General features: G+C 71.2%; 17 protein-coding genes. 4 read left to right on the forward strand and 13 right to left on the reverse strand.

Features of this window, described 5'->3' with window-relative positions; translation table 11 throughout:
• Positions 1 to 1785 precede the first annotated feature (1785 nt).
• The 4 genes from NQ707_RS01600 to NQ707_RS01615 are packed head-to-tail and all read right to left on the reverse strand — an operon-like array spanning position 1786 to position 6051.
• Complete coding sequence (locus NQ707_RS01600; RefSeq protein ID WP_058730866.1) at positions 1786 to 3417, reverse strand: cytochrome bc complex cytochrome b subunit; 1632 nt, start codon at positions 3415 to 3417, stop codon at positions 1786 to 1788.
• A gap of 2 nt (positions 3418 to 3419) precedes the next feature.
• Complete coding sequence (locus NQ707_RS01605) at positions 3420 to 4511, reverse strand: ubiquinol-cytochrome c reductase iron-sulfur subunit (RefSeq protein ID WP_061225508.1); 1092 nt, start codon at positions 4509 to 4511, stop codon at positions 3420 to 3422.
• 55 nt (positions 4512 to 4566) lie between these two features.
• Complete coding sequence (locus NQ707_RS01610; protein ID WP_058730868.1) at positions 4567 to 5358, reverse strand: cytochrome c; 792 nt, start codon at positions 5356 to 5358, stop codon at positions 4567 to 4569.
• Positions 5359 to 5412: 54 nt separating this feature from the next.
• Positions 5413 to 6051 carry a heme-copper oxidase subunit III gene (locus tag NQ707_RS01615; protein WP_058730869.1) on the reverse strand — a complete coding sequence of 213 codons (639 nt, stop codon included), beginning with the start codon at positions 6049 to 6051 and terminating at the stop codon, positions 5413 to 5415.
• 257 nt (positions 6052 to 6308) lie between these two features.
• Here NQ707_RS01615 and trpD point away from each other — a divergent pair, with 257 nt between their 5' ends.
• A complete protein-coding gene (gene trpD, locus NQ707_RS01620; RefSeq protein ID WP_058730870.1) occupies positions 6309 to 7388 on the forward strand; it encodes an anthranilate phosphoribosyltransferase in 1080 nt (359 codons plus the stop codon).
• A gap of 22 nt (positions 7389 to 7410) precedes the next feature.
• Here trpD and NQ707_RS01625 read toward each other — a convergent pair whose 3' ends face one another.
• Positions 7411 to 7815, reverse strand: coding sequence for a DUF3054 domain-containing protein (locus tag NQ707_RS01625; RefSeq protein WP_081046185.1), 405 nt, complete (start codon positions 7813 to 7815; stop codon positions 7411 to 7413).
• Between the two features lie 205 nt (positions 7816 to 8020).
• Here NQ707_RS01625 and NQ707_RS01630 point away from each other — a divergent pair, with 205 nt between their 5' ends.
• The 3 genes from NQ707_RS01630 to NQ707_RS01640 all read left to right on the forward strand — a co-directional run bounded on the left by NQ707_RS01630 (position 8021) and on the right by NQ707_RS01640 (position 10216).
• Positions 8021 to 8500, forward strand: coding sequence for an NfeD family protein (locus NQ707_RS01630; protein WP_404434409.1), 480 nt, complete (start codon positions 8021 to 8023; stop codon positions 8498 to 8500).
• 64 nt (positions 8501 to 8564) lie between these two features.
• The gene (locus NQ707_RS01635) at positions 8565 to 9740 is read left to right on the forward strand and encodes an SPFH domain-containing protein (RefSeq protein ID WP_058730872.1); all 1176 of its coding nucleotides are present in this window, start codon (positions 8565 to 8567) and stop codon (positions 9738 to 9740) included.
• A gap of 140 nt (positions 9741 to 9880) precedes the next feature.
• Positions 9881 to 10216 carry an RNA polymerase-binding protein RbpA gene (locus NQ707_RS01640; RefSeq protein WP_058730873.1) on the forward strand — a complete coding sequence of 112 codons (336 nt, stop codon included), beginning with the start codon at positions 9881 to 9883 and terminating at the stop codon, positions 10214 to 10216.
• 168 nt (positions 10217 to 10384) lie between these two features.
• On the opposite strand, the gene NQ707_RS01645 is transcribed toward NQ707_RS01640, so the two are convergent.
• The 8 genes from NQ707_RS01645 to NQ707_RS01680 form a co-directional block, all read right to left on the reverse strand.
• Complete coding sequence (locus NQ707_RS01645) at positions 10385 to 11134, reverse strand: polyprenol monophosphomannose synthase (RefSeq protein WP_064725701.1); 750 nt, start codon at positions 11132 to 11134, stop codon at positions 10385 to 10387.
• Positions 11135 to 11264: 130 nt separating this feature from the next.
• Complete coding sequence (locus NQ707_RS01650) at positions 11265 to 12134, reverse strand: hypothetical protein (RefSeq protein ID WP_404434411.1); 870 nt, start codon at positions 12132 to 12134, stop codon at positions 11265 to 11267.
• The gene (locus NQ707_RS01655; RefSeq protein WP_404434413.1) at positions 12131 to 15001 is read right to left on the reverse strand and encodes a DEAD/DEAH box helicase; all 2871 of its coding nucleotides are present in this window, start codon (positions 14999 to 15001) and stop codon (positions 12131 to 12133) included. The genes NQ707_RS01650 and NQ707_RS01655 overlap by 4 nt, the downstream gene beginning before the upstream one ends.
• A 72-nt stretch (positions 15002 to 15073) precedes the next feature.
• Complete coding sequence (tatC, locus tag NQ707_RS01660) at positions 15074 to 15934, reverse strand: twin-arginine translocase subunit TatC (protein ID WP_224799497.1); 861 nt, start codon at positions 15932 to 15934, stop codon at positions 15074 to 15076.
• Between the two features lie 9 nt (positions 15935 to 15943).
• On the reverse strand, positions 15944 to 16243 hold the full coding sequence (tatA, locus tag NQ707_RS01665) for a Sec-independent protein translocase subunit TatA (RefSeq protein WP_404434415.1): 300 nt from the start codon (positions 16241 to 16243) through the stop codon (positions 15944 to 15946).
• The gene (locus NQ707_RS01670) at positions 16236 to 16604 is read right to left on the reverse strand and encodes a hypothetical protein (RefSeq protein ID WP_058730877.1); all 369 of its coding nucleotides are present in this window, start codon (positions 16602 to 16604) and stop codon (positions 16236 to 16238) included. Before NQ707_RS01670 ends, tatA begins: the two co-directional genes overlap by 8 nt.
• A 73-nt stretch (positions 16605 to 16677) precedes the next feature.
• On the reverse strand, positions 16678 to 18765 hold the full coding sequence (locus NQ707_RS01675) for a helix-turn-helix transcriptional regulator (protein WP_404434417.1): 2088 nt from the start codon (positions 18763 to 18765) through the stop codon (positions 16678 to 16680).
• Positions 18766 to 18817: 52 nt separating this feature from the next.
• Positions 18818 to 19213 (reverse strand): FKBP-type peptidyl-prolyl cis-trans isomerase, encoded by a 396-nt coding sequence (locus NQ707_RS01680; protein WP_260008456.1) that lies wholly within the window; start codon positions 19211 to 19213, stop codon positions 18818 to 18820.
• Positions 19214 to 19227: the final 14 nt, after the last annotated feature.

Here is a 19227-nt window from a genome sequence, read left to right on the forward strand (position 1 = left end):
CTCCCGGATCCGCCGCCCGTCCCCGGTCAGCACCGCATACCGGGCGGGGTCCAGGGGCCGCAGGGAGGTGCGCACCAGCTCGGCCCGGTGCGGGGCCGACTCGTTGGCCACCAGCTCCGCGCCCCCCGGGGGGGGCCCGGGCCCCCCCCCCCCGGCCCGCCCCCCCCGGGCCCCCGCCCCCGGCCCCCCCCCCCCCCCCCCCCCGCGGGCGGCCCCCCCCGGCCGCGCCCCCCCCCCCCCCCCGGCCCCCCCCCCCCCCCCCCCCCCCCCCCCCCGCCCCGCGGGGGGGGGCCCCCCCCCCCCCGCCGGGTAGGTACCGGCACGATACGGGAGCGTCCCCCTCGGTGCAGAGCATGCTCTGCACCGAGGGGGACGCTCCTTTTTCGTATGCTTGCGCCCCTATGCCCCTGTCTGATGCCCTCGCGGGGCCGCTGCGCTCGGAAGCCGGCTTTCTTCTCCCGGCCCGCGGCCTTGCGGGGATGCGCACGCCTCGGGCCCGCGGACAGTCTGCCCGAGGGGCGTCCGTTCTCGTGGCGAGCAGCTGTCGCCGTGGCGCCCGTCGATGCCGGGCCCCGCCGGGCGCCATCGGCCCGGTGGGGGACCGGGGACCATCTGCCGAGGGCTGCCTCATGCTGGAGCCCCCCGCAGGGTCCGATACCGGTCCCACGGGCCCCGGTTCTCCGCCGGAGGCAACCCTCTGTCTGTCCCCTACGGGCGAGCCAAGTCGGGGGATCCGGGTGGTCTCGTTCCCGGACTGACCCTGGGCCGATCCCAGACCGACGGGGGCGACGCTGGGCCGACCGGGGAGTGCTCCTCTGGTTTTCGCCAAACCGTCGGCGCCATGCCGGAAGCCGGGGCGGGTCCCCGGCAGAAGGACCTACCCCGGATCATCGGATGCAGGACGCCCGCCCCGCGTCCGGCTCCGGCGATGCCTTCCCGGTGATGCCGCGTGCCCGCAGCGTCGTGAGTGCAGCACTCCCGAGTGCGTTGAGATGAGGGTTTAGTGCTGGGGTACACTGTTCGTTCTCAGGTGCGTCCCGTCGTGCGGTATCCCAACACGATCCCCGCATCTCAGCACGCATCCGGTATCTCCGCGGGGGCGGGGAGAGAGACGAGTCAGGAAGCGACGCCCAGGACGCTGGATCGGCCCTGCGGCTCCTGCGGCTCTCCCCGGCGGGGACCAAATCCACCTTGTGACCGCACGTACTCAACGTGATGACCGAGACCCGACCGAGAGCCTGCCCCTCGTCCCCTCTCGCGCTCCCACCTGGAGCCGGGCACCGCGCCGCAGCACCCGCCCAGCCCGGATATGGCACCCCCGGCCTGCGCCCGCCGCGCCGGCCCCGTGCTCCAGCGCCTCTCTGCGTCTGTGTGCGCCTCCGAACGCAAGTCAGCGGGCAGCCCCGCAAGAGTGGTGACGGTGGGCCGACGCCGCCAGAGGGGGCGCCGGATCCGCTCCGGGACAGGGCACCGGCTCCGGAACAGGGACCTCAGGGCCTCGCCAGTGCGGCGCAGGGCGACGTGGAGGCGAGGGCGGGTCCCCGTTCGGACCCGGTGGGTGTGTGCCGGCCGGGTCTCACGTCATGAGCACCAGGGGACCGGAACCGGCATCGGCCGCGTTTGGGGACGGGTTCGTCGCTTCGGGACGGGGTATTCCGGTCCCGAAACGACGAACCCCTCCCGAACGGCCCGCGAGGTGAGCCCGGTCCGAACCCGGCCCAGAGTATGCGAAGAGACCCCGCGCATCAGCCGATGCGCGGGGCCTGTCCAGACCGGGGGAGCGGATCAGTGCTTCTCGTCGGACTCCAGCTCGTGGTGGTGCTGTGCCGCCTCCAGCTCACGCGGGGTGACCGGGGCGACCCGGTCGTGGAAGAACAGGCGGGACAGGGCCCCGCGGATCTTCTCCTTGCCGCCGATCTTCCCGTCCTCATCCGGGGTGGCCGGCTGGTAGACGGGGGACTCGAAGGAGACCAGGCGGTACCGGTCGTACTCGTTCAGCGGCTCGTGGATCTCGATGAACTCGCCGTGCGGCAGCTGGACGACCCGACCGGACTCGACGCCGTGCAGGACCAGCTCCCGGTCCTTGCGCTGCAGGGACAGGCAGATCCGCCGAGTGATCTCGAAGGCGATGAACGGGCCGAAGAAGAACAGGAACCGCAGCACGTAGAGCACGTCGTTGAAGGCCACGTGGAAGTGGGTGGCGATCAGGTCGGAGCTCGCGGCGGTCATCATCACGGCGTACCAGGTGATCCCGGCGACCCCGGCACCCGTGCGGAACGGGGCGTTGCGGGGACGATCCAGGATGTGGTGCTCCCGGTTGTCCTTGGTCACCCACCGCTCCAGCCACGGCCAGGTGAAGAACACGCCCAGCAGGATAGCGGCGGGGATCATCGGCAGCAGGACCGCCAGGACCCAGGTGCCGCCGGCCTGCAGCTGCCAGTGCCACGGCCAGGAGCCGGGCATCAGGCGCAGGGCGCCGTCGACCCAGCCGATGTACCAGTCCGGCTGCGTACCGGCCTGCACGGGGGAGGGATCATAGGGGCCGTAGTTCCAGATCGCGTTGATCGTGGTGGTCGCCCCGAGCAGGGCGATCACGCCGAAGACGATGAAGAAGAACCCGCCGGCCTTCGCGGCGTAGACGGGGCCCACGGGGAAGCCCACGACGTTCTTCTCGGTCCGGCCCGGACCCGGGTACTGGGTGTGCTTGTGCACGACGACCATGAACAGGTGGATGGCCACCGTCAGCAGGATCAGGGCCGGCACGATCATGATGTGCAGCGTGTACAGGCGCCCGATCACGTGGTGGCCCGGGAACTCCCCGCCGAAGAAGAACAGGGAGAGGTAGGTGCCGACCAGCGGGATCGCCTTCATGACGCCGTCGATGATGCGCAGGCCGTTGCCGGAGAGCACGTCATCGGGCAGGGAGTAGCCGGTGAACCCGGCGGCCATGGCCAGCACGAACAGCGTGCCGCCGACGACCCAGTTCAGCTCGCGCGGGCGGCGGAAGGCGCCGGTGAAGAACACGCGCATCATGTGCACCGCGATCGCGACGACGAACATCAGCGCGGCCCAGTGGTGGACCTGGCGCATGAACAGCCCGCCGCGGGTCTCGAAGGAGATGTCCAGCGCCGAGGCGTAGGCCCCGGACATCTCCACGCCCTTCATGGGCACGTAGGCGCCGTCGTAGATGACGGTGTCCATGGTGGGGTTGAAGAAGAAGGTCAGGTAGGTCCCGGACAGGATGAGGATGACCAGGCAGTACAGGGCCACCTCGCCGAACATGAAGGACCAGTGATCCGGGAAGATCTTCCGGCCGAACTCCTTGATGATCCCGGACATCCCGACGCGGGAGTCGACGAAGTTGGCAATGCGGCCGGTGCGGGTCTCCGGCTGGTATTCGGTCACAGCGTTGGACATGATCAGGCCTCACTCGCCATTTCTTTTTTCTGCTTGCCGCGCTCCCAGTAGGCCGGGCCGACGGGCTCGTGGAAGTCGCTGCGCGCCTCCAGGTAGCCCTCGGCGTTGACCCGGATGGGCAGCTGGGGCAGGGCGTGCGCGGCGGGGCCGAAGATGACCTCGCACTCGTGGGAGGCGTCGAAGGTGGACTGGTGGCAGGGGCACAGCAGGTGGTGGGTGCGCTGCTCGTACAGGGCGATGGGGCACCCGACGTGCGTGCAGACCTTGGAGTAGGCGACGATGCCGTCCACGTTCCAGTCCTCGCGGCCCTTGGAGACGTGCATCTCCTCGGGCTTCATGCGCATCAGCAGGACGACGGCCTTGGCCTTCTCCTCCAGGTAGCCGTCCTGGTGGGAGATCCCGAGGATGTTCTCCGGCAGCACGTGGTAGGCGGAGCCGATGGTCACGTCCGCGGCGCGGATGGGGGTCCCGGAGGGGTCCCGGACCAGGCGCACGCCCTCGCCCCACAGGGTCTGCTTGAGCACGCCGGGGTTGATGGGGCCGAGCTCGCGGAACAGGGTCACGAAGGTCAGCGGCGCGAGGATCACGGCGCCGATCAGGGTGTTGCGCAGCAGCGGGCGGCGCTTGACCCCGGACTCCTCGATGATGGTCTCCACGATCTCCTGGGCCTCGGCCCGGTCGGGCTCGGCGGAGATCTCGTGGCGCATCTCGACCATCTCGTGATCGGGCATCAGGCTGCGGGCCCACTGCACGATCCCGACGCCGATGCCGAACATCGCGAAGGAGATGCCCAGCCCCAGCAGCAGGTTCTGCAGGCGCAGCCGCGCGGTGGGATCGGGATCCATGACGTCGTAGATGTCGCCGTCCACGCGGACCCCGAAGAAGCCCACGAAGAACAGCAGCGAGCCCAGCATCGAGAGCACGAACAGCCAGGAGACGCGGTGCTCGGCCTTCTTGGCGGCCTTCGGATCCACATCCGTCAGGCGCGGACGGTGGTGGGGAAGCCCCGGATCGGGGAACGAGCCCTCGCGGTGCTGATCGGAGGTAGCGACGGCGCCGGAGCTCTCCGGTGCTGCGTCACGATGGTTGCCCATGTGTTCCTCTATCTTCCTAGGTACGAATTCTTGTGTGTGAGCGCGGCCTGTCCGCTCAGGCGGAGCGGGAGGTCAGCCAGACGGTGAAGGCGATGACGATGCCCAGCCCGATGGTCCAGATGAACAGGCCCTCGGAGACGGGGCCCAGGGAGCCCAGCGCGAAGCCGCCGGGGGTCGTGTTGGTCTCCAGGGACTTCAGGTAGGTGATGACGTCGCGCTTCTCCTCGGGGGTGATGTTCGCGTCGTTGAACACCGGCATGTTCTGCGGGCCGGTCTCCATGGCCTCCCAGATGTGCTTCTCGGAGACGCCCATCAGGGTCGGGGCCCACTTGCCGCGGGTCAGCGCACCACCGGCGCCGGCCGCGTTGTGGCACATGGCGCAGTTGGCCAGGAAGACCTTGGCGCCGTTGGCGGCGTCGCCCTTGGACACGTCCACGTCCTCGTCGTCGGGCACCCCCGGGCCCGCGCCGAGGGAGGCCACGTAGGCGGCGAGCTGCTTGATCTGCTCGTCGTTGAACTGGCCGGGCTTGACCTGGGCCTGCACCCCCTGCATCTCCAGCGGCATGCGCCCGGTGCCGATCTGGAAGTCGACGGCGGCAGCGCCCACGCCGATCAGCGACGGGCCCGCATCGGTGCCGGCGGCCTCGGTGCCGTGGCAGGTGGCGCAGTTGGCGCTGAACAGCTTCTCACCCTGCTCGATGTCCTGGCTGGTGTACGCGGCGGTGTCAGCCTGGGCCTGGTTGGAGGCGGTGGCAACTGCGTAGAGACCGCCGGTGAGCACCAGGGCGATGGCCAGGAGGACGACGGCCGCCAGCGGGTGACGCCGCTTCTGGGAAAGTGCCTTCACGTCAATGATCCTTCGGTGTGTGAGTGAGTACGTGGGGGAGCCCGCGGGACGGTGCTACTTCAGGAAGTAGACGACGGCGAACAGGACGATCCACACGACGTCGACGAAGTGCCAGTAGTAGGACACGACGATCGCGGAGGTGGCCTCGTAGTGCCCGAATCGCTTGGCCACCAGCGCCCGTCCGATGATGAACAGGAACGCGATGAGCCCAGCGGTCACGTGCAGCGCGTGGAATCCGGTGGTGATGTAGAAGGCCGAGCCGTAGGCGTTGGCGGCGATGGTCACGCCCTCCTGCACCAGGGTCGCGTACTCCATGGCCTGCAGGCTCACGAACACGGCGCCCATGATGAAGGTCAGGAAGAACCACTCGACCATGCCCCACTGGCCGATCTGGAAGATCGAGCCGGTGCGGCGGGCCTTGAGCTGCTCCGCCTTGAACACGCCGAACTGGCAGGTCACGGAGCTGAGCACCAGGACCACGGTGTTGCCGAAGGCCAGGGGCACGTCCAGCAGCTTCGTGTCCTCCGCCCAGATCTCCGGCGAGGTGGCACGCAGCGTGAAGTACATGGCGAACAGGCCGGCGAAGAACATCAGCTCGCTGGCCAGCCACACCACCGTGCCTACGGACACGATGTTGGGCCGGTTCAGGGTCGGTGCCGCCGACTGACTGGGGGTATGGGATGCAGTTGTCACACAGACATTATGTCGGTAAAACTCACAGGCCACCAACAGGCGCGCCCATGTCGACCCCTCGGCGTGTCCCTCACAGGGCCTGCGGCCCGCCGAATCCCGCGTGTTTCCGGCCGCCGACCATCGTAAAGATCACGTAACCCGTACCGGCGCGGATGGCAAGGGCAGGGGAGCGGTTCCCAGCAGACTCCCAGAACACGTGCGGATGCTCCCCAGGGTGGCGGCGCACCCTGCGCGCGTGTTCTCCTAGTCTTTAAGGCATGACGACGCAGCAGAGCACCGGAACCAGCTGGACGCAGCTCCTCCTCGCCATCGAACGGCGGGAGGACCTCACCGAGGAGCAGGCCGCCTGGGCCATGCGCGAGATGATGAGCGGGAGTGCGGACCCCGTGGTCGTGGCCGGATTCCTGGTCGGGCTGCGCACCAAGGGGGAGACGGCCGCCGAGCTGCGGGGCCTGGCCGAAACCATGCTCGCCATGGCCCGGCCCTATGCCGGCTCACGGGAGGCCGTGGACATCGTGGGCACGGGCGGGGACCGGCACAACACGGTGAACATCTCGACGATGGCGGCCCTGACGATCGCCGGCGCGGGGGAGAAGGTGGTCAAGCACGGCAACCGCGCCTCGACCTCCGCGACCGGCTCCGCGGATGCCCTGGAGCGCCTCGGGGCGCCCCTGGATGCCCCCCAGGAGCGGATCGAGGCGGCCGCCGACGCCGTCGGATTCAGCTTCCTGTTCGCCAACACCTACCACCCGGCGATGCGCCACATCGCCCCGGTGCGCCGCGCCCTCGGCGTCCCGACCGTGTTCAACGTGCTGGGGCCGCTGGCCAACCCCGCCCGGGTGCGCTCCTCGGTGATCGGCGTCGCGGACCCGAGGATGGCTCCGCTCATGGCGGAGGTCTTCGCCCGCCGCGGGGACCGCGCCCTCGTCTTCACCGGCGCCCGGAACCTCGATGAGCTCAGCCTGATCGGGCCCAACGAGATCTGGGAGACTGCGGACGGGCAGATCCAGCGGGTGCGCCTGGAGCCGGCGGACGTGGACCTGCCCGGAAACACCCTGGAGGACATCACCGGCCGGGACGCCGCGCACAATGCGGAGGTGATCCGCCGGGTGCTGGCGGGGGAGCCGGGTCCCATCCGGGACACCGTCGTGCTCAACGCCGCCGCCGGGCTCGTGGCGCGCCGGGCGGACGTCGGCCGCCCGCTGGCCGAGCGGATCGTCGAGGCGATTCCGCGCGCGCAGCGGGCCCTGGATTCGGGGGCCGCGCAGCGGTTGCTGGAGCGCTGGATCCGGTTCCTGACCGATGGAGAGCTCGACGAAGACACAACCTCAGCTTGAGGTTGACTTCTGCCGGATGTCCTCAGGGGCAACGGCGGGCGAGCAGCCGCCCCAGCGCACGGTGCCCGAGCAGGAAGATCCCGGTGACGATCAGGGTCACGACGACGAAGCTCCAGTGTGTGCCCTCACCGACGAGGCGGCGCAGCACCATGCCGAGCAGCACCGTGCCCAGCCACACGACGATCCCGGTGGGCCAGAGCCCGCCCGGGGCGCGCCAGGCGCGGCAGACCAGCCAGGTGACGGCCAGGCCGACGAGGAACGGCCAAGCCGTCACCGGGGTGCCCAGCAGATCTTCGCCGTGCGAGAGCCTGCCGAGGCCGGCGAACACCACGACAGCGAGAACGTCGGCCGTCAGAACGGGCCACACCGCCCGCGTCGGCGCGGCGTCGGAGGATGATGCGGTGGTGCGGGGATGCCGAGAGCTCATGATCTCCGAATCTACCGGGGACCTCGTTTCGAGCCGCATCCGCCGCCGCCGGAGGAGGGGCGCTCCGCGCTCTACTTTACATAATGTAGATTATCGGCGTTTTATGGGGCGGCGGAATCCCGCGCATGAGGTGGCCCTCGGTGCCCGGATTCGGCAGGATGGTGAGCACGAGCCGACATCGCCACCGGAGAGGAACCCACCCGCCATGTTCGACTGGTTCGCACAGAATCCCTGGGCCCTGTGGCTGCTGGTCGTGCTCCTGCTCGGCGTGATCGAGATGTTCTCGCTGGAGTTCGTCTGCCTGATGATGGCCGGCGGCGCGGCGGCCGCCGCGGTGACCGCCGTCGCCACCGGTTCCTGGCCGATCCAGGTGCTGGTGTTCGCCGCGGTCTCCCTGGCCCTGCTCGGTCTGGTGCGCCCGTCCATGGTCCGGCGGCTGAACCGCAACACCCCGGAGACCCGCAACAACGCCGAGGCGCTGGTGGGTCGACCCGTGCAGGCCCTGGAGCGGGTCACCGGCCTCCAGGGGCTGGTGCGCCTGGAAGGCGACGTCTGGACCGCTCGCAGGGCGGGCGGGCTGAGCCTGGACACCGGCGCCTTCGGACGGGTCGTGCGCATCGACGGGGCGACCGCTGTGGTCGAGCCCGACGCCGATGCCGGCGAGTCCTCCGTCTCCGCCCACTGACCCTCGACACCATCCACCATCACCGGCGGGGCCGCGTCCCCTTCCTGACCCCCGAGGAGAAACCATGAACGGCGGAACCGCAGGACTGATCCTGCTGGCCCTGCTCATCCTGTTCGTCGCGGTCGTGCTGTTCAAGGCCGTGCGCATCATCCCCCAGGCTCGTGCCGGGATCGTCGAGCGCCTGGGCAAGTACCACACCACCTTGAACCCCGGTCTGCACTTCACGGTGCCGTTCATCGACCGGGTGCTGCCCCTGATCGACTTGCGCGAGCAGGTGGTCTCCTTCCCGTCCCAGTCCGTGATCACCGAGGACAACCTCGTGGTCGGCATCGACACCGTGGTCTACTTCCAGGTCACCGATCCGCAGGCGGCGACCTACGAGATCACCAATTACATCCACGCCGTGGACGAGCTGACCAGCGCGACCCTGCGCAACGTCGTCGGCGGGCTGAACCTGGAGCAGACCCTGACCTCCCGCGATCAGATCAACGCCGAGTTGCGCGGGGTCCTGGACTCGACCACCGGGCGCTGGGGGCTGCGCGTGTCCCGCGTGGACATCAAGGAGATCACCCCGCCGGCCTCCATCCAGGATTCGATGGAGAAGCAGATGCGCGCCGAGCGGGACCGGCGTGCCGCGATCCTGACGGCCGAGGGCGAGAAGCAGTCCCAGATCCTCACCGCGGAGGGTGAGCGCCAGGCCGCGATCCTCTCCGCGGAAGGCGACGCGAAGGCCGCGATTCTGCGGGCCGACGGCGAGGCTCAGGCCGTGCACAAGGTGTTCACCGCGATCCACCGGGCTAAGCCGACCCAGAAGCTGCTCAGCTACCAGTACCTGCAGACCCTGCCGAAGCTGGCCGAGGGCAGCGCGAACAAGCTGTGGTTCGTGCCGACCGAGCTCGGCGACGCCCTGCGCGGCATCGGCAAGGCCTTCGGCGACGGCACCCCCGGGGATCCCCTCTCCCCCTTCGGCGGGACGGATGAGCAGGAGCCCGCCCCGGAGCCTGAACCGGAGGACGAGCCGATCGTGGACAGCCCAGAGCTTCGCATCACCGATGAGGACCTCACCGCGGATCCCACGCGCACCAGCGTGGATCCCGACGAATTCGAGATGCCGCCCTCCAGCATCGACCCGGAGGCCCCGGCGTCCGCGGCGGATCCCTTCCCCCGCACCCCTGCCTCCGGCACCGCAGCCGAACCCGAGGCCGGCGCCGAGCCCGACGAGGGACCCGCCCGCTCCTGAACCGCCGGTGCGGGTCGGCCCAGGACGAACCGGGCATCCCGGGGAATAACGGGCCGGTCCGTCCGGTTGTAGGGTGACAGAAAAGCGCGTCCCCGGCTCGCGAGCCGGAGACCGGGACGAGACATGCGAAGGGATCACCGATGAGCGATCGCAGCCTCCGGGGCATGCGCCTGGGCTCTCAGTCCATGGAGACCGAAGCCGGTGTGGAGCCGGCCCCGCGCCAGCGGGTGGAGTACCGCACCGAGGACGGCGAGCGGGTCTTCGTGATCTTTGCCGCCGAGGCGGAGATCCCCCCGACCTGGACCGCCAAGTCGGGCAAGGAGGCCGTGCTGGTGGACGGGTCCAAGCCGGACGCCTCCCACGAGAAGCCCGTGCGCACGCACTGGGACATGCTGCTGGAGCGGCGCAGCATGGAGGAGCTGGAGCAGACCCTCCAGCAGCGCCTCGAGTACTACCGGGAGCGCCACGCCGTCTGAGGCGCCGGAAGACCCACGCCGCGCTCCTTGCGCCGCAGACGGTGCGACCGCGGAGCGCTGAGGGCGGCGAAAGGCCCCCGCCCACCCTTCACGGGTGCGCGGGGGCCTTTCTCATGCTGTGGGAACGGGCCCGACGGCGCCGGCTTACTCCCCTGCCGCCTGGGCTGCTCAGGCTCGGGAGAACAGCTGGCGCACGCGGCGGCCCAGGGTTGCGGCCCGCGCACTCAGGCCCCACCGGGCCACCTTCGTCATGGACTCCAGGATGACCCCGGAATCCATCTTGGAGCTGCCCACCTCGCGCTCGACGAAGGTGATGGGCACCTCCACCACGCGCATCCCGGCCAGCTCCGCTCGCCACCCCAGATCCACCTGGAAGCAGTAGCCCACGGATTCGACGCCGTCCAGGTCGATCCGCTCCAGGGTGGTCCGTCGGAAAGCCCGGTAGCCGGCGGTGATGTCCTTGACCCCGGTGCCCAGCATCACCTGGGTGTACACATTTGCGCCGCGGGAGAGCGCCTGCCGGTACCACGGCCAGTTCTCGGTCTCGCCGCCCGGGACGTACCGGGAGCCGATGGCCAGATCCGCGCCCCGCTCCACGGCCTCCAGCAGGCGGCCCAGCTGCTCGGGCTGGTGCGAGCAGTCCGCGTCCATCTCCACCAGCACGTCATAGTCCCGCTCCAGGCCCCAGCGGAAGCCGGCCAGATAGGCCGCGCCGAGGCCGGCCTTACCCTGCCGGTGCAGGACGTGCACGTGCTCATCGGCGGCCGCGATCTCATCGGCCAGCTGTCCCGTGCCGTCGGGGCTGTTGTCATCGACCACCAGGATGTGCACCTGCGGCTGCGCGGCGCGCAGGCGACGCACCACCACCGGCAGCGCCTCCCGTTCGTCATACGTGGGGATCACGGTCAGGGTCTTCAGTCGCACAGGGCACTCCTCATCGCCGCGTCCCAGGGCGCGCGGCGAGCATAGTCTCGGGTCGCTGGCCAGTATATCGGCCAGCCCTCCCCCGCACCGACCCAGCGACCGGGCACCCCGTCCGACGGGCCTCTCACCAGGTCAGCTCCGAGGTGCCGATCAGGGAGAGGCGGGCCTGCGGGAGCGGGACATCCGGCCCCAGCGCGGGCAGCAGCGGGGTGCGGGCTCGGGGATCCGTGCTCCAGGCGGCGATCCTCTCATCGGCGGTCTGCACCATGAGCGCCTCCGTGCGCCACCCGATGAGATCCGCGGGGGCCTCCGGCACGAGCTGGCCGCCGAAGGGTCCGTCGACGCCGCAGACCCGACGCACCCCGCGGGTCTGCAGCCCGAAGCAGCCGCGGGTGGAGATCCCGGGGCCCTGCTGCTCAAGGCGCAGGGCCGCCAGCGTGAGCCGCCACGGCCGCGGGGCCGTTCCGGGTTCGAGGACCTCGGCCACGCCCAGGGGTCGCCCGGCGCTCAGGCCCGCCCGGGCCACGTCGATCCATCCGCCCGGCTCCGGTGCGTCCTCCGGGGCCAGCACGAGCAGCGGATCGCCCTCCGCCTGCTCGGCCTGCGCCGGATCCAGGGGTCCCTGCGGGCCCAGGCGCCGCACGCGCGCGGGAAGCGGGCTGCGCTGACCGGCGGCGTCCACCCACCCGCGCTGCGGATCCAGGACCGCGTGCACGCCGGCCCGCCGCAGGTCCAGCCAGCCCCGCTCTTCCGAGGGCTCCGGTCCGGCGGCCGCGAAGCTGGGGGTCAGCAGCAGGCCGTCCAGGTCCACGGTGTGCACGTGCGCGTCCGTGAGGGAGTCGGCCCCGGCTTCCTGCCCGACCCAGCGGATCCGGCCGTCCTGGACCAGCAGCGCGGTGGCGAAGGGATCGACCGGCGAGTACACGGAGCCGTTCCGGTAGATCACCGTCGCCGCGCTCCGATCGACCGTTCGTATCTGCTGCTGCGCGCTCATCGCCGCTCCTCCTCGATCGGTTCCTCCCCGCGCGGTGCCTGCGCGCGGGGCTCCTGCGCCGCGGCCTCATCGGGGGTGCGCGCCTGCGGGTCCAGCTCGTGCAGCACGACGCCGCGGCGCACGCGGGCCGCGGCGGCCTCGCACAGGGTGCGCCAGTCGGGATCCTCTGCGCGGGCGTGTCCGAGCTGATCCAGCGCGTCGATGACCTGCTTCGCGGCGCGTACGAAGTCCCCGGCCGCCAGCCCGGAGTTCTCCAGGGACTGCGCGAGGCTGTCCCCCCGGGCCCAGCGGTGCATGGACCACATCAGCCCGACGTCCGGCGCGGGGGTCTCGGGCAGGCGGTGGTGCCGCTCGGCCTCGGTCAGCCGCTGCCAGAGCCGGCGCAGCTGGGCCATCCGCTCCCCCAGGCCCGCGGGATACCGGCCGAGGAACTCCGTGGCCTCGCGCTTGCCCTCATGCACGACGGCGGTCACGGCCGCGGCCAGGGCCGCCGGGTCCAGATCGTCGAAGACCCCGTCGCTCAGGGCAAGGCTGGTCAGCAGGTCCCGCTCCCCGTAGATCCGGCGCAGCGGCGCCGCCAGCGGGGTCAGTCTCAGCTCCTCGCGCTCGCCGCCGCGCTCGACGTAGCCGTAGTCGGTGAGCAGGTCGGTGATGCGCTGAAACCGGTGGGCGATGGTGCTCGTGCGGGAGTCGATCTCCCGGCGCAGGGCGTCGGTCTCCCGGCGCAGGCGCACCCACCGGTTGAACCAGCGGGCGTGCTCCTCGCGGTGGGAGCAGCCGTGGCACGGGTGGGACTCCACCGCGGTGCGCAGTCGATCGATCTCCTCCCGGCGGGTGTCCCGGGCCGGATGGAAGTCGGCCTCCCGCGCCCCGGAGATCGAGCGGGGCGGTTTGTGCTCGCGCAGGGCGGCGAACATGCGCGAGGCCATATCCCGGCGCTCCTGAGCGCTGCGGGGGGCGAAACCCTTGGGCATCTTGGCCCGGGAGACCGGGCGCACAGCACCCGCGAAGTCCTCCGGACGCAGCTGACGCAGCTGAGCGGCCTCGGTGACCACCCCCACCTGCACGTCCCGGGCCTCCTGAGGCCGGGCGATCACGACGGCGTGCCCGGCGTGCTTCCCATGGGGGACCTCGAGGATGTCCCCGGGCTGCAGCAGCCGCAGGTCGTCCGCGGCGACGGCCCGGCGGGCGAAGCGGCGGTCCCGGGTGGACTTCTTCTCCAGCTGATTCAACCTGTACTTCAGGTCCGCATATTCCGCGTAGTCCCCGAGGTGGCAGGTCATGGACTCCTCGTACCCGGCGAGGGCCTGCTCCTGGCGGCGGACCTTCGCGGCCTGGCTGACCACGGAGCGATCCGCCTGGAACTGGGCGAAGGAGGACTCCAGAATGGTCATCGTCCGCTCGACCCCGAAGCGATCCAGCAGGTTCACGGACATGTTGTACGTGGGCTTGAAGCTCGAGTAGAGGGGATAGGTTCGGCGGGAGGCCAGCCCGGCGATGGACTTGGCGTCCATCCCGTCGTTCCACAGCACCACGGCGTGGCCCTCGACGTCGATGCCGCGCCGCCCGGCCCGCCCGGTCAGCTGGGTGTACTCCCCCGGTGAGATGTCCACGTGGCGTTCGCCGTTGAACTTGGTGAGCTTCTCCAGCACGACGGAGCGGGCCGGCATGTTGATGCCCAGGGCCAGGGTCTCGGTCGCGAACACGGCCTTGACCAGCCCCTGGGAGAACAGCTGCTCCACGATCTCCTTGAACAGCGGGAGCATCCCCGCGTGGTGGGCGGCGATGCCGCGGGTCAGGCCCTCCCGCCAGGTGTCGTATCCCAGCACGCGCAGATCCTTCAGCGGCACCCCGACCGTGGCCTCCGCGAGGTAGGCCCGGATGAGCCGGGCCTGGCGGTCGTCGGTCAGGCGCAGATCGGCGTCGATGCACTGGCGCACGGCGTCGTCGCAGGCGGCTCGGGAGAAGATGAACACGATCGAGGGCAGCAGACCCTCCCGATCCATCTCCTGCAGCACCACCGGGCGCGGGGCCCGGCGGGTCCGCGGGGTGCGGGGTCGCTGCCCGCCGCGGCGCCCGCGCCGGGGACCTGTGCGGTGGGAGGTGGCCTGCAGCAGGTCCGGGTTGACCCTCACCTGGTCGGCCCCGCGATCGCGCACGATGTCCGCGGCCTGGGCGATCGTGGTGTCCCCGGAGAACAGGTCGAACAACCGCGAGCCGACCATGACGTGCTGCCACAGCGGCACGGGCCGGTGCTCGGAGACCACCACGCGTGTGGAGCCGCGCACGGCGTCCAGCCACTGCCCGAACTCCTCGGCGTTGGAGATGGTCGCGGACAGGGAGATGACGCTGACCGAGGCCGGCAGGTGGATGATGACCTCCTCCCACACGGCCCCGCGGAAGCGGTCGGCGAGGTAGTGCACCTCGTCCATGACCACGTAGCGCAGGCCCCGCAGCGTCGGGGAGCCGGCGTAGAGCATGTTGCGCAGCACCTCGGTGGTCATCACGAGGATCGGCGCCTCGGTGTTGACCGACACGTCCCCGGTGAGCAGGCCGACGCGGTCCGCGCCGTGCACCCGCACCAGGTCCTGGTACTTCTGGTTGCTCAGCGCCTTGATGGGGGTCGTGTAGAACGCCTTGGCGCCCTCGGCGCGGGCCAGATGCACCGCGAACTCGCCGACGACGGTCTTCCCGGCCCCGGTCGGCGCCGCCACGAGCACCCCTTCACCGTCCTCGACGGCGCGGCAGGCCTGCAGCTGGAAGTCATCCAGCTCGAAGTCCAGTCCGGCGGCGAAGCGCCCCAGCGGGGTCTTGGCGAAGGAGGAGCGGTCCCGGGCGGCGAGGTACTGGTCGGCGTAGCTGGGCATGTCCCCATCCTATCGGCGCAGCTGTGCGGCTCATCCGGGATTCGGCGGGCGGCGGACAGCCCCGAGACAGGTTCAGCGGCCCAGGGTGCGCAGCTGATCCTCCGGGGTGGCCGCATCCGATCCGACGCCGGCATCGTCCAGCGCGGCGGCGGCCCTGCGGTCCCGTCGTCGGTCCCCCCACAGGCACAGGCCGATGGCCAGGAAGAACAGGATCAGCAGCGGGGCCATGAGGTAGAACATGGTCAGCACGTCCGAGCCGGGAGCCGCGATCGCGGCGAGCAGGGCCACCAGCACCACGACCCAGCGCCAGGACTTCAGGATGGTGCGGCCCCGGATCAGCCCCATCATGTTCAGCCCCACCAGCACGACCGGCAGCACGAAGGCCACGCCGAAGGCCAGCAGCAGGCGCAGCACGAAGGCGATGTAGGTCTTGGCGTCGATGAAGTTGTCCCCGCCCTCCGGCGTGAAGATGGTCAGGGCGATGACCGCCGCCGGCATGCACAGCCACGCGATGACCACTCCGCCCAGGAACAGCAGGACGGAGCTGCAGAAGAACACCAGGGCGTAGGCCTTCTCCTTCCGGTGCAGAGCCGGCAGGATGTACGCCCACAGCTGGTAGAGCCACACCGGGGAGGCCAGGATGACGCCGATGGTCAGGGAGACCTGCACCATGAGGTCGAAGGGGGACCCGACCGCGGAGTAGTTGATGGAGATGTTGCGGGAGGGATCCTGCGCGATCTGGTGCAGGGGCGCCTGGATGGCCTGCATCGCCGGGTCGTAGAGGAAGAACCCTCCGACCATGCCGGCCAGGGTCGCGACGGCGGATTTGATCAGACGGTTGCGGAACTCCCTCAGGTGCTCGCGCAGCTCCATCTGGGCGCCGGGCGTGCGCTTGCGACGGCGCGGGCGGTCCGCCCTCTGGGTACGTGCCATGGCTCCCGGTCAGCTGCGGGTGGAATCCGAGCCGGTGCTGGTCTGCTCGGCGCGGGACTGGTCGGCCGCGGTGGAGCCTTCGCCGGAGGAGGCGGACCCGTCCTTGACGACCTCGCCGTTGACCACGGTGGTGGACTGGCCGGAAGCGGGTTTCTTGTCGTTGCGCATCTCGGAGACCTCCGACTTGAAGATGCGCATGGACTGGCCCAGGCTGCGGGCCATGCCGGGCAGCTTGGGCGCCCCGAACAGCAGCAGCAGGACCACGATGAGGATGAGCAGGTGCGTGGGGCTGTGGAAGAGGTTACCCATGGTTGTTTCCTTTCTGTGCGCCGCGGCGCAGGTCATCCACGCGCTGCGGCTGGCCTCGGCGGTCACGACGGGCGATGCGGCGGGCGGCCAAGCGGTCCCGACGTGCCTCCCGCCCGGTCAGGTACTCCCGCCGCGCCTGATCCAACGGAACCAGGATACCGGGCACCGGGGTCCGGCGGATGTGACGTGCGACCGCCGCGGAGCCCTGCTCCCAGCGGCGGGTCATGTCCTCGCCGAGCTCGGAGACGGCTTCCAGCGCGGCCAGGGCTCGGCGTCCGGTGCGCAGCGTCAGGATCGCGAGCACGGCGAGGCCCGTCAGCGCGAGCACGGCCCAGAGCAGGACCCAGAACCACCACGGCATGGGCCCCAGTATACGCAGACGAGGGGCGCCGGGACCGCAGCGGCGAGCACCGGATACCCGCTTCCGGGGCGGCTCAGGTGGCGGGTGTGACGTCGGGGATCTGCTCCCAGGCCGCCATCTGCCCGCCGTGGCGGCGCAGGACCCGGCGCAGCTGGTTGGGATCGCGCACGGGGATGCGCCAGAGCCCGGCCCGGGCCAGGTCCGCCGGGGCGAGGACCTCGGCCTCACGGATCGCGCCCAGCTCCCGGGCCGCGTCGGCCTCGACGTCGGGGTGCACCCACAGCAGCATGCTCGCCTGCGCCGCTGCGCCCGTCCGCACCCGGGCCCGCGCTTCCTCCGGCTCCGTGGCCGGGAGATCCGGCTCCCCGGGCCGGCCGGGGCCGGCGTCGTGCACGCCGTGCACCGCGTCCAGCCGGTAGGTGCGCTCCTGATCCCGGGCGAGGTCTCGGGCCCGCAGGTACCAGATGCCTCGCCGGGATTCGACCGCCAGGGGCTGGAGCAGCCGCTCCCGCGGTCGGTCATCGCCCCGCGAGCGGTAATTCAGCCGGACCCGTCCCCCCGTGCGGGCGGCCTCCCGCAGGCGTCCGGCGAGCCGACTGAGGTCCTCCTCCAGACGCACGGACAGGGCCGGTACGGGGGCGGCCGCCTCGTCCGGGCGCGGCAGCGTGCGGGCGAGCATCAGGGCGAGCTCGCCGAGCTCGGCGTCGTGGTCGGGCAGCAGCTCGGCCAGCAGGCGGGTGCCCAACAGCAGTCGCAGGGTCTGCTGGGGCCCCAGGCGCACCGGGCCGGCCAGGCGGGTGCTCAGGCTCAGGCGCACGTCGTCCTCGTGCGCTTCGACCCGCAGGTCGGCACCGTCCCCCACGGCGTCGCCCGCGTCGGCCAGGATCTCCAGGTCCTTCACGATCCTGCGGCGATCCACCCCGAACTCCTCGGCCAGCTGCGAGACCTCCGCCCCCGGGACCTCGGACAGGCGCACGATCAGATCAGCCAGGCGGGCGAACCGGGCGTAGCGGCTCTCCCGCTCCGGGCTGCGGCGGACCGGGCGGGTGCGTACCCGGCCCTCCGCCCGGGCCCGGCGGATCAGCTCGCGTCGGTCCTGCGCCGCGTCCACCAGATGTCGGGCCCGGGTTCGCACCGCCTCCAGGCCTCGTGTTCCCAGCTCCGGGGACTCCACGGTGACGGCGCCGTCGGCTTCGGCCAGGCAGCGAGCCAGCTCCAGCACGTCGAGGATCCGCACAGGAACCCCGTCCTCCGGTGTGATCGGGGTCTCCGGATCCGCCCGCAGCGCCAGGCCCTCCTCGATCCAGTCCCGCACCAGCGGAGCGAGGGCGGCCGGTGCGCGCAGCACGGCACGAGGCCCGGAGACCTCGGTGATGCCGTCCAGCACGGCCGACAGGTCCAGGTCCGTCGGGACGGACCGCCCCTGGGCGGGGGCCCGCCGCAGCTGGGCCATGCGCGAGAGCCGGAACAGCCGGGGCGCCCGCCGCTGCGGATCCCAGCCGTGGACGTACCAGTGCCCGAAGCGCTGGCCCAGGCCCCACGGGCGCATCCGTCGCTCCCGCCCGGTCAGTTCCAGGGCGCCGCGGTAGGTGAAGCGCAGGTCCTCGCCCAGCGCCAGGGCATCCAGCACCTGGTCCAGCCCCGGGGCGGAGCTCAGCCGCACCTCGAGGCGATCCAGGCGCGCCGTGGTCACCGGGTCTTCATCGGGGATGTCGGTCACCGGCCCGGACTCCGCGGGCCCGGGGAGCTCGGCCTCGGCCTCTCGGTCCGAAGCGGCCTCGGGGGTCAGCACCCGGAGCCGGCGCAGGGCCTGGTCGCCCTCGCGCACCAGCTCCGGTTCCTCCCACAGTCGGGAGGCGAGGCCCAGGAAGAGCCGCTGGCGTGCGCTGAGACTCAGCCGGGGCAGCCACAGCCCGTCCTGATCCAGGACGTAGGCCGGGCCATCGGCTCGGTGCACAGTGCGCAGGGGGAGACCGACGGCGCGCAGGGCCGCCTTGTCCCGCTCGAAGCTGCGCTCGAAGGCCTCCTCGCTCGGGGCCTGCCGGTAGTCCTGGATGGCCTCGCGGATCCTGGCTCGGTCCGCGGGAAGCTCCCGGGTGATCAGGAAGGCGTACAGGGCCAGCAGACGCTCGGAGACCCCGGCCGGCACGGTGCTGCTCATCGGCGCCGCCTCTGGCGCGCGGCGGATCTGTGCCCCACGACGGCGGTGCCGCTCAGCGGGCGTCGACCAGATCGACGACGAAGATCAGCGCCTCGTTCGGTCCGATCACCCCGCCGGCCCCGCGCTCGCCGTAGGCCTGCTGCGCCGGGATCTCCAGGCGGCGGCGTCCGCCCACCCGCATCCCGAGCAGGCCCTGGTCCCACCCTTCGATGACCTGCCCGACGCCCACGGTGAATCGCAGCGGCTCCCCGCGGTTCCAGGAGGCGTCGAACTCCTCCCCGCCGGAGAAGGTGACGCCGACGTAGTGGCAGCTGACGGTGTCGCCGCGCTGCGCGGCCCGCCCGGCGCCTTCGATGAGGTCGGTGACCACCAGCTCGGTGGGCGCCGGGCCCTCGGGGAAGTCGATCTCGGGCTTGGTTCGATCCAGGGTGCGCTGGCCGAAGGACATGGGATGCTCCTTAT

The organism is Rothia sp. BD8 (assembly GCF_044878465.1).
Taxonomy (GTDB): Bacteria; Actinomycetota; Actinomycetes; order Actinomycetales; family Micrococcaceae; genus Rothia; species Rothia kristinae.

Excerpts from the sequence above, each read along its gene's own strand:
- NQ707_RS01600 (WP_058730866.1), bottom strand. The coding sequence starts at position 3,417 with ATGTCCAACGCTGTGACCGAATACCAGCCGGAGACCCGCACCGGCCGC.
- NQ707_RS01605 (WP_061225508.1), bottom strand. The coding sequence starts at position 4,511 with ATGGGCAACCATCGTGACGCAGCACCGGAGAGCTCCGGCGCCGTCGCT.
- trpD (WP_058730870.1), top strand. The coding sequence starts at position 6,309 with ATGACGACGCAGCAGAGCACCGGAACCAGCTGGACGCAGCTCCTCCTC.
- NQ707_RS01625 (WP_081046185.1), bottom strand. The coding sequence starts at position 7,815 with ATGAGCTCTCGGCATCCCCGCACCACCGCATCATCCTCCGACGCCGCG.
- NQ707_RS01630 (WP_404434409.1), top strand. The coding sequence starts at position 8,021 with ATGTTCGACTGGTTCGCACAGAATCCCTGGGCCCTGTGGCTGCTGGTC.
- NQ707_RS01635 (WP_058730872.1), top strand. The coding sequence starts at position 8,565 with ATGAACGGCGGAACCGCAGGACTGATCCTGCTGGCCCTGCTCATCCTG.
- NQ707_RS01640 (WP_058730873.1), top strand. The coding sequence starts at position 9,881 with ATGAGCGATCGCAGCCTCCGGGGCATGCGCCTGGGCTCTCAGTCCATG.
- NQ707_RS01650 (WP_404434411.1), bottom strand. The coding sequence starts at position 12,134 with ATGAGCGCGCAGCAGCAGATACGAACGGTCGATCGGAGCGCGGCGACG.
- NQ707_RS01655 (WP_404434413.1), bottom strand. The coding sequence starts at position 15,001 with ATGCCCAGCTACGCCGACCAGTACCTCGCCGCCCGGGACCGCTCCTCC.
- tatC (WP_224799497.1), bottom strand. The coding sequence starts at position 15,934 with ATGGCACGTACCCAGAGGGCGGACCGCCCGCGCCGTCGCAAGCGCACG.
- tatA (WP_404434415.1), bottom strand. The coding sequence starts at position 16,243 with ATGGGTAACCTCTTCCACAGCCCCACGCACCTGCTCATCCTCATCGTG.
- NQ707_RS01670 (WP_058730877.1), bottom strand. The coding sequence starts at position 16,604 with ATGCCGTGGTGGTTCTGGGTCCTGCTCTGGGCCGTGCTCGCGCTGACG.
- NQ707_RS01675 (WP_404434417.1), bottom strand. The coding sequence starts at position 18,765 with ATGAGCAGCACCGTGCCGGCCGGGGTCTCCGAGCGTCTGCTGGCCCTG.
- NQ707_RS01680 (WP_260008456.1), bottom strand. The coding sequence starts at position 19,213 with ATGTCCTTCGGCCAGCGCACCCTGGATCGAACCAAGCCCGAGATCGAC.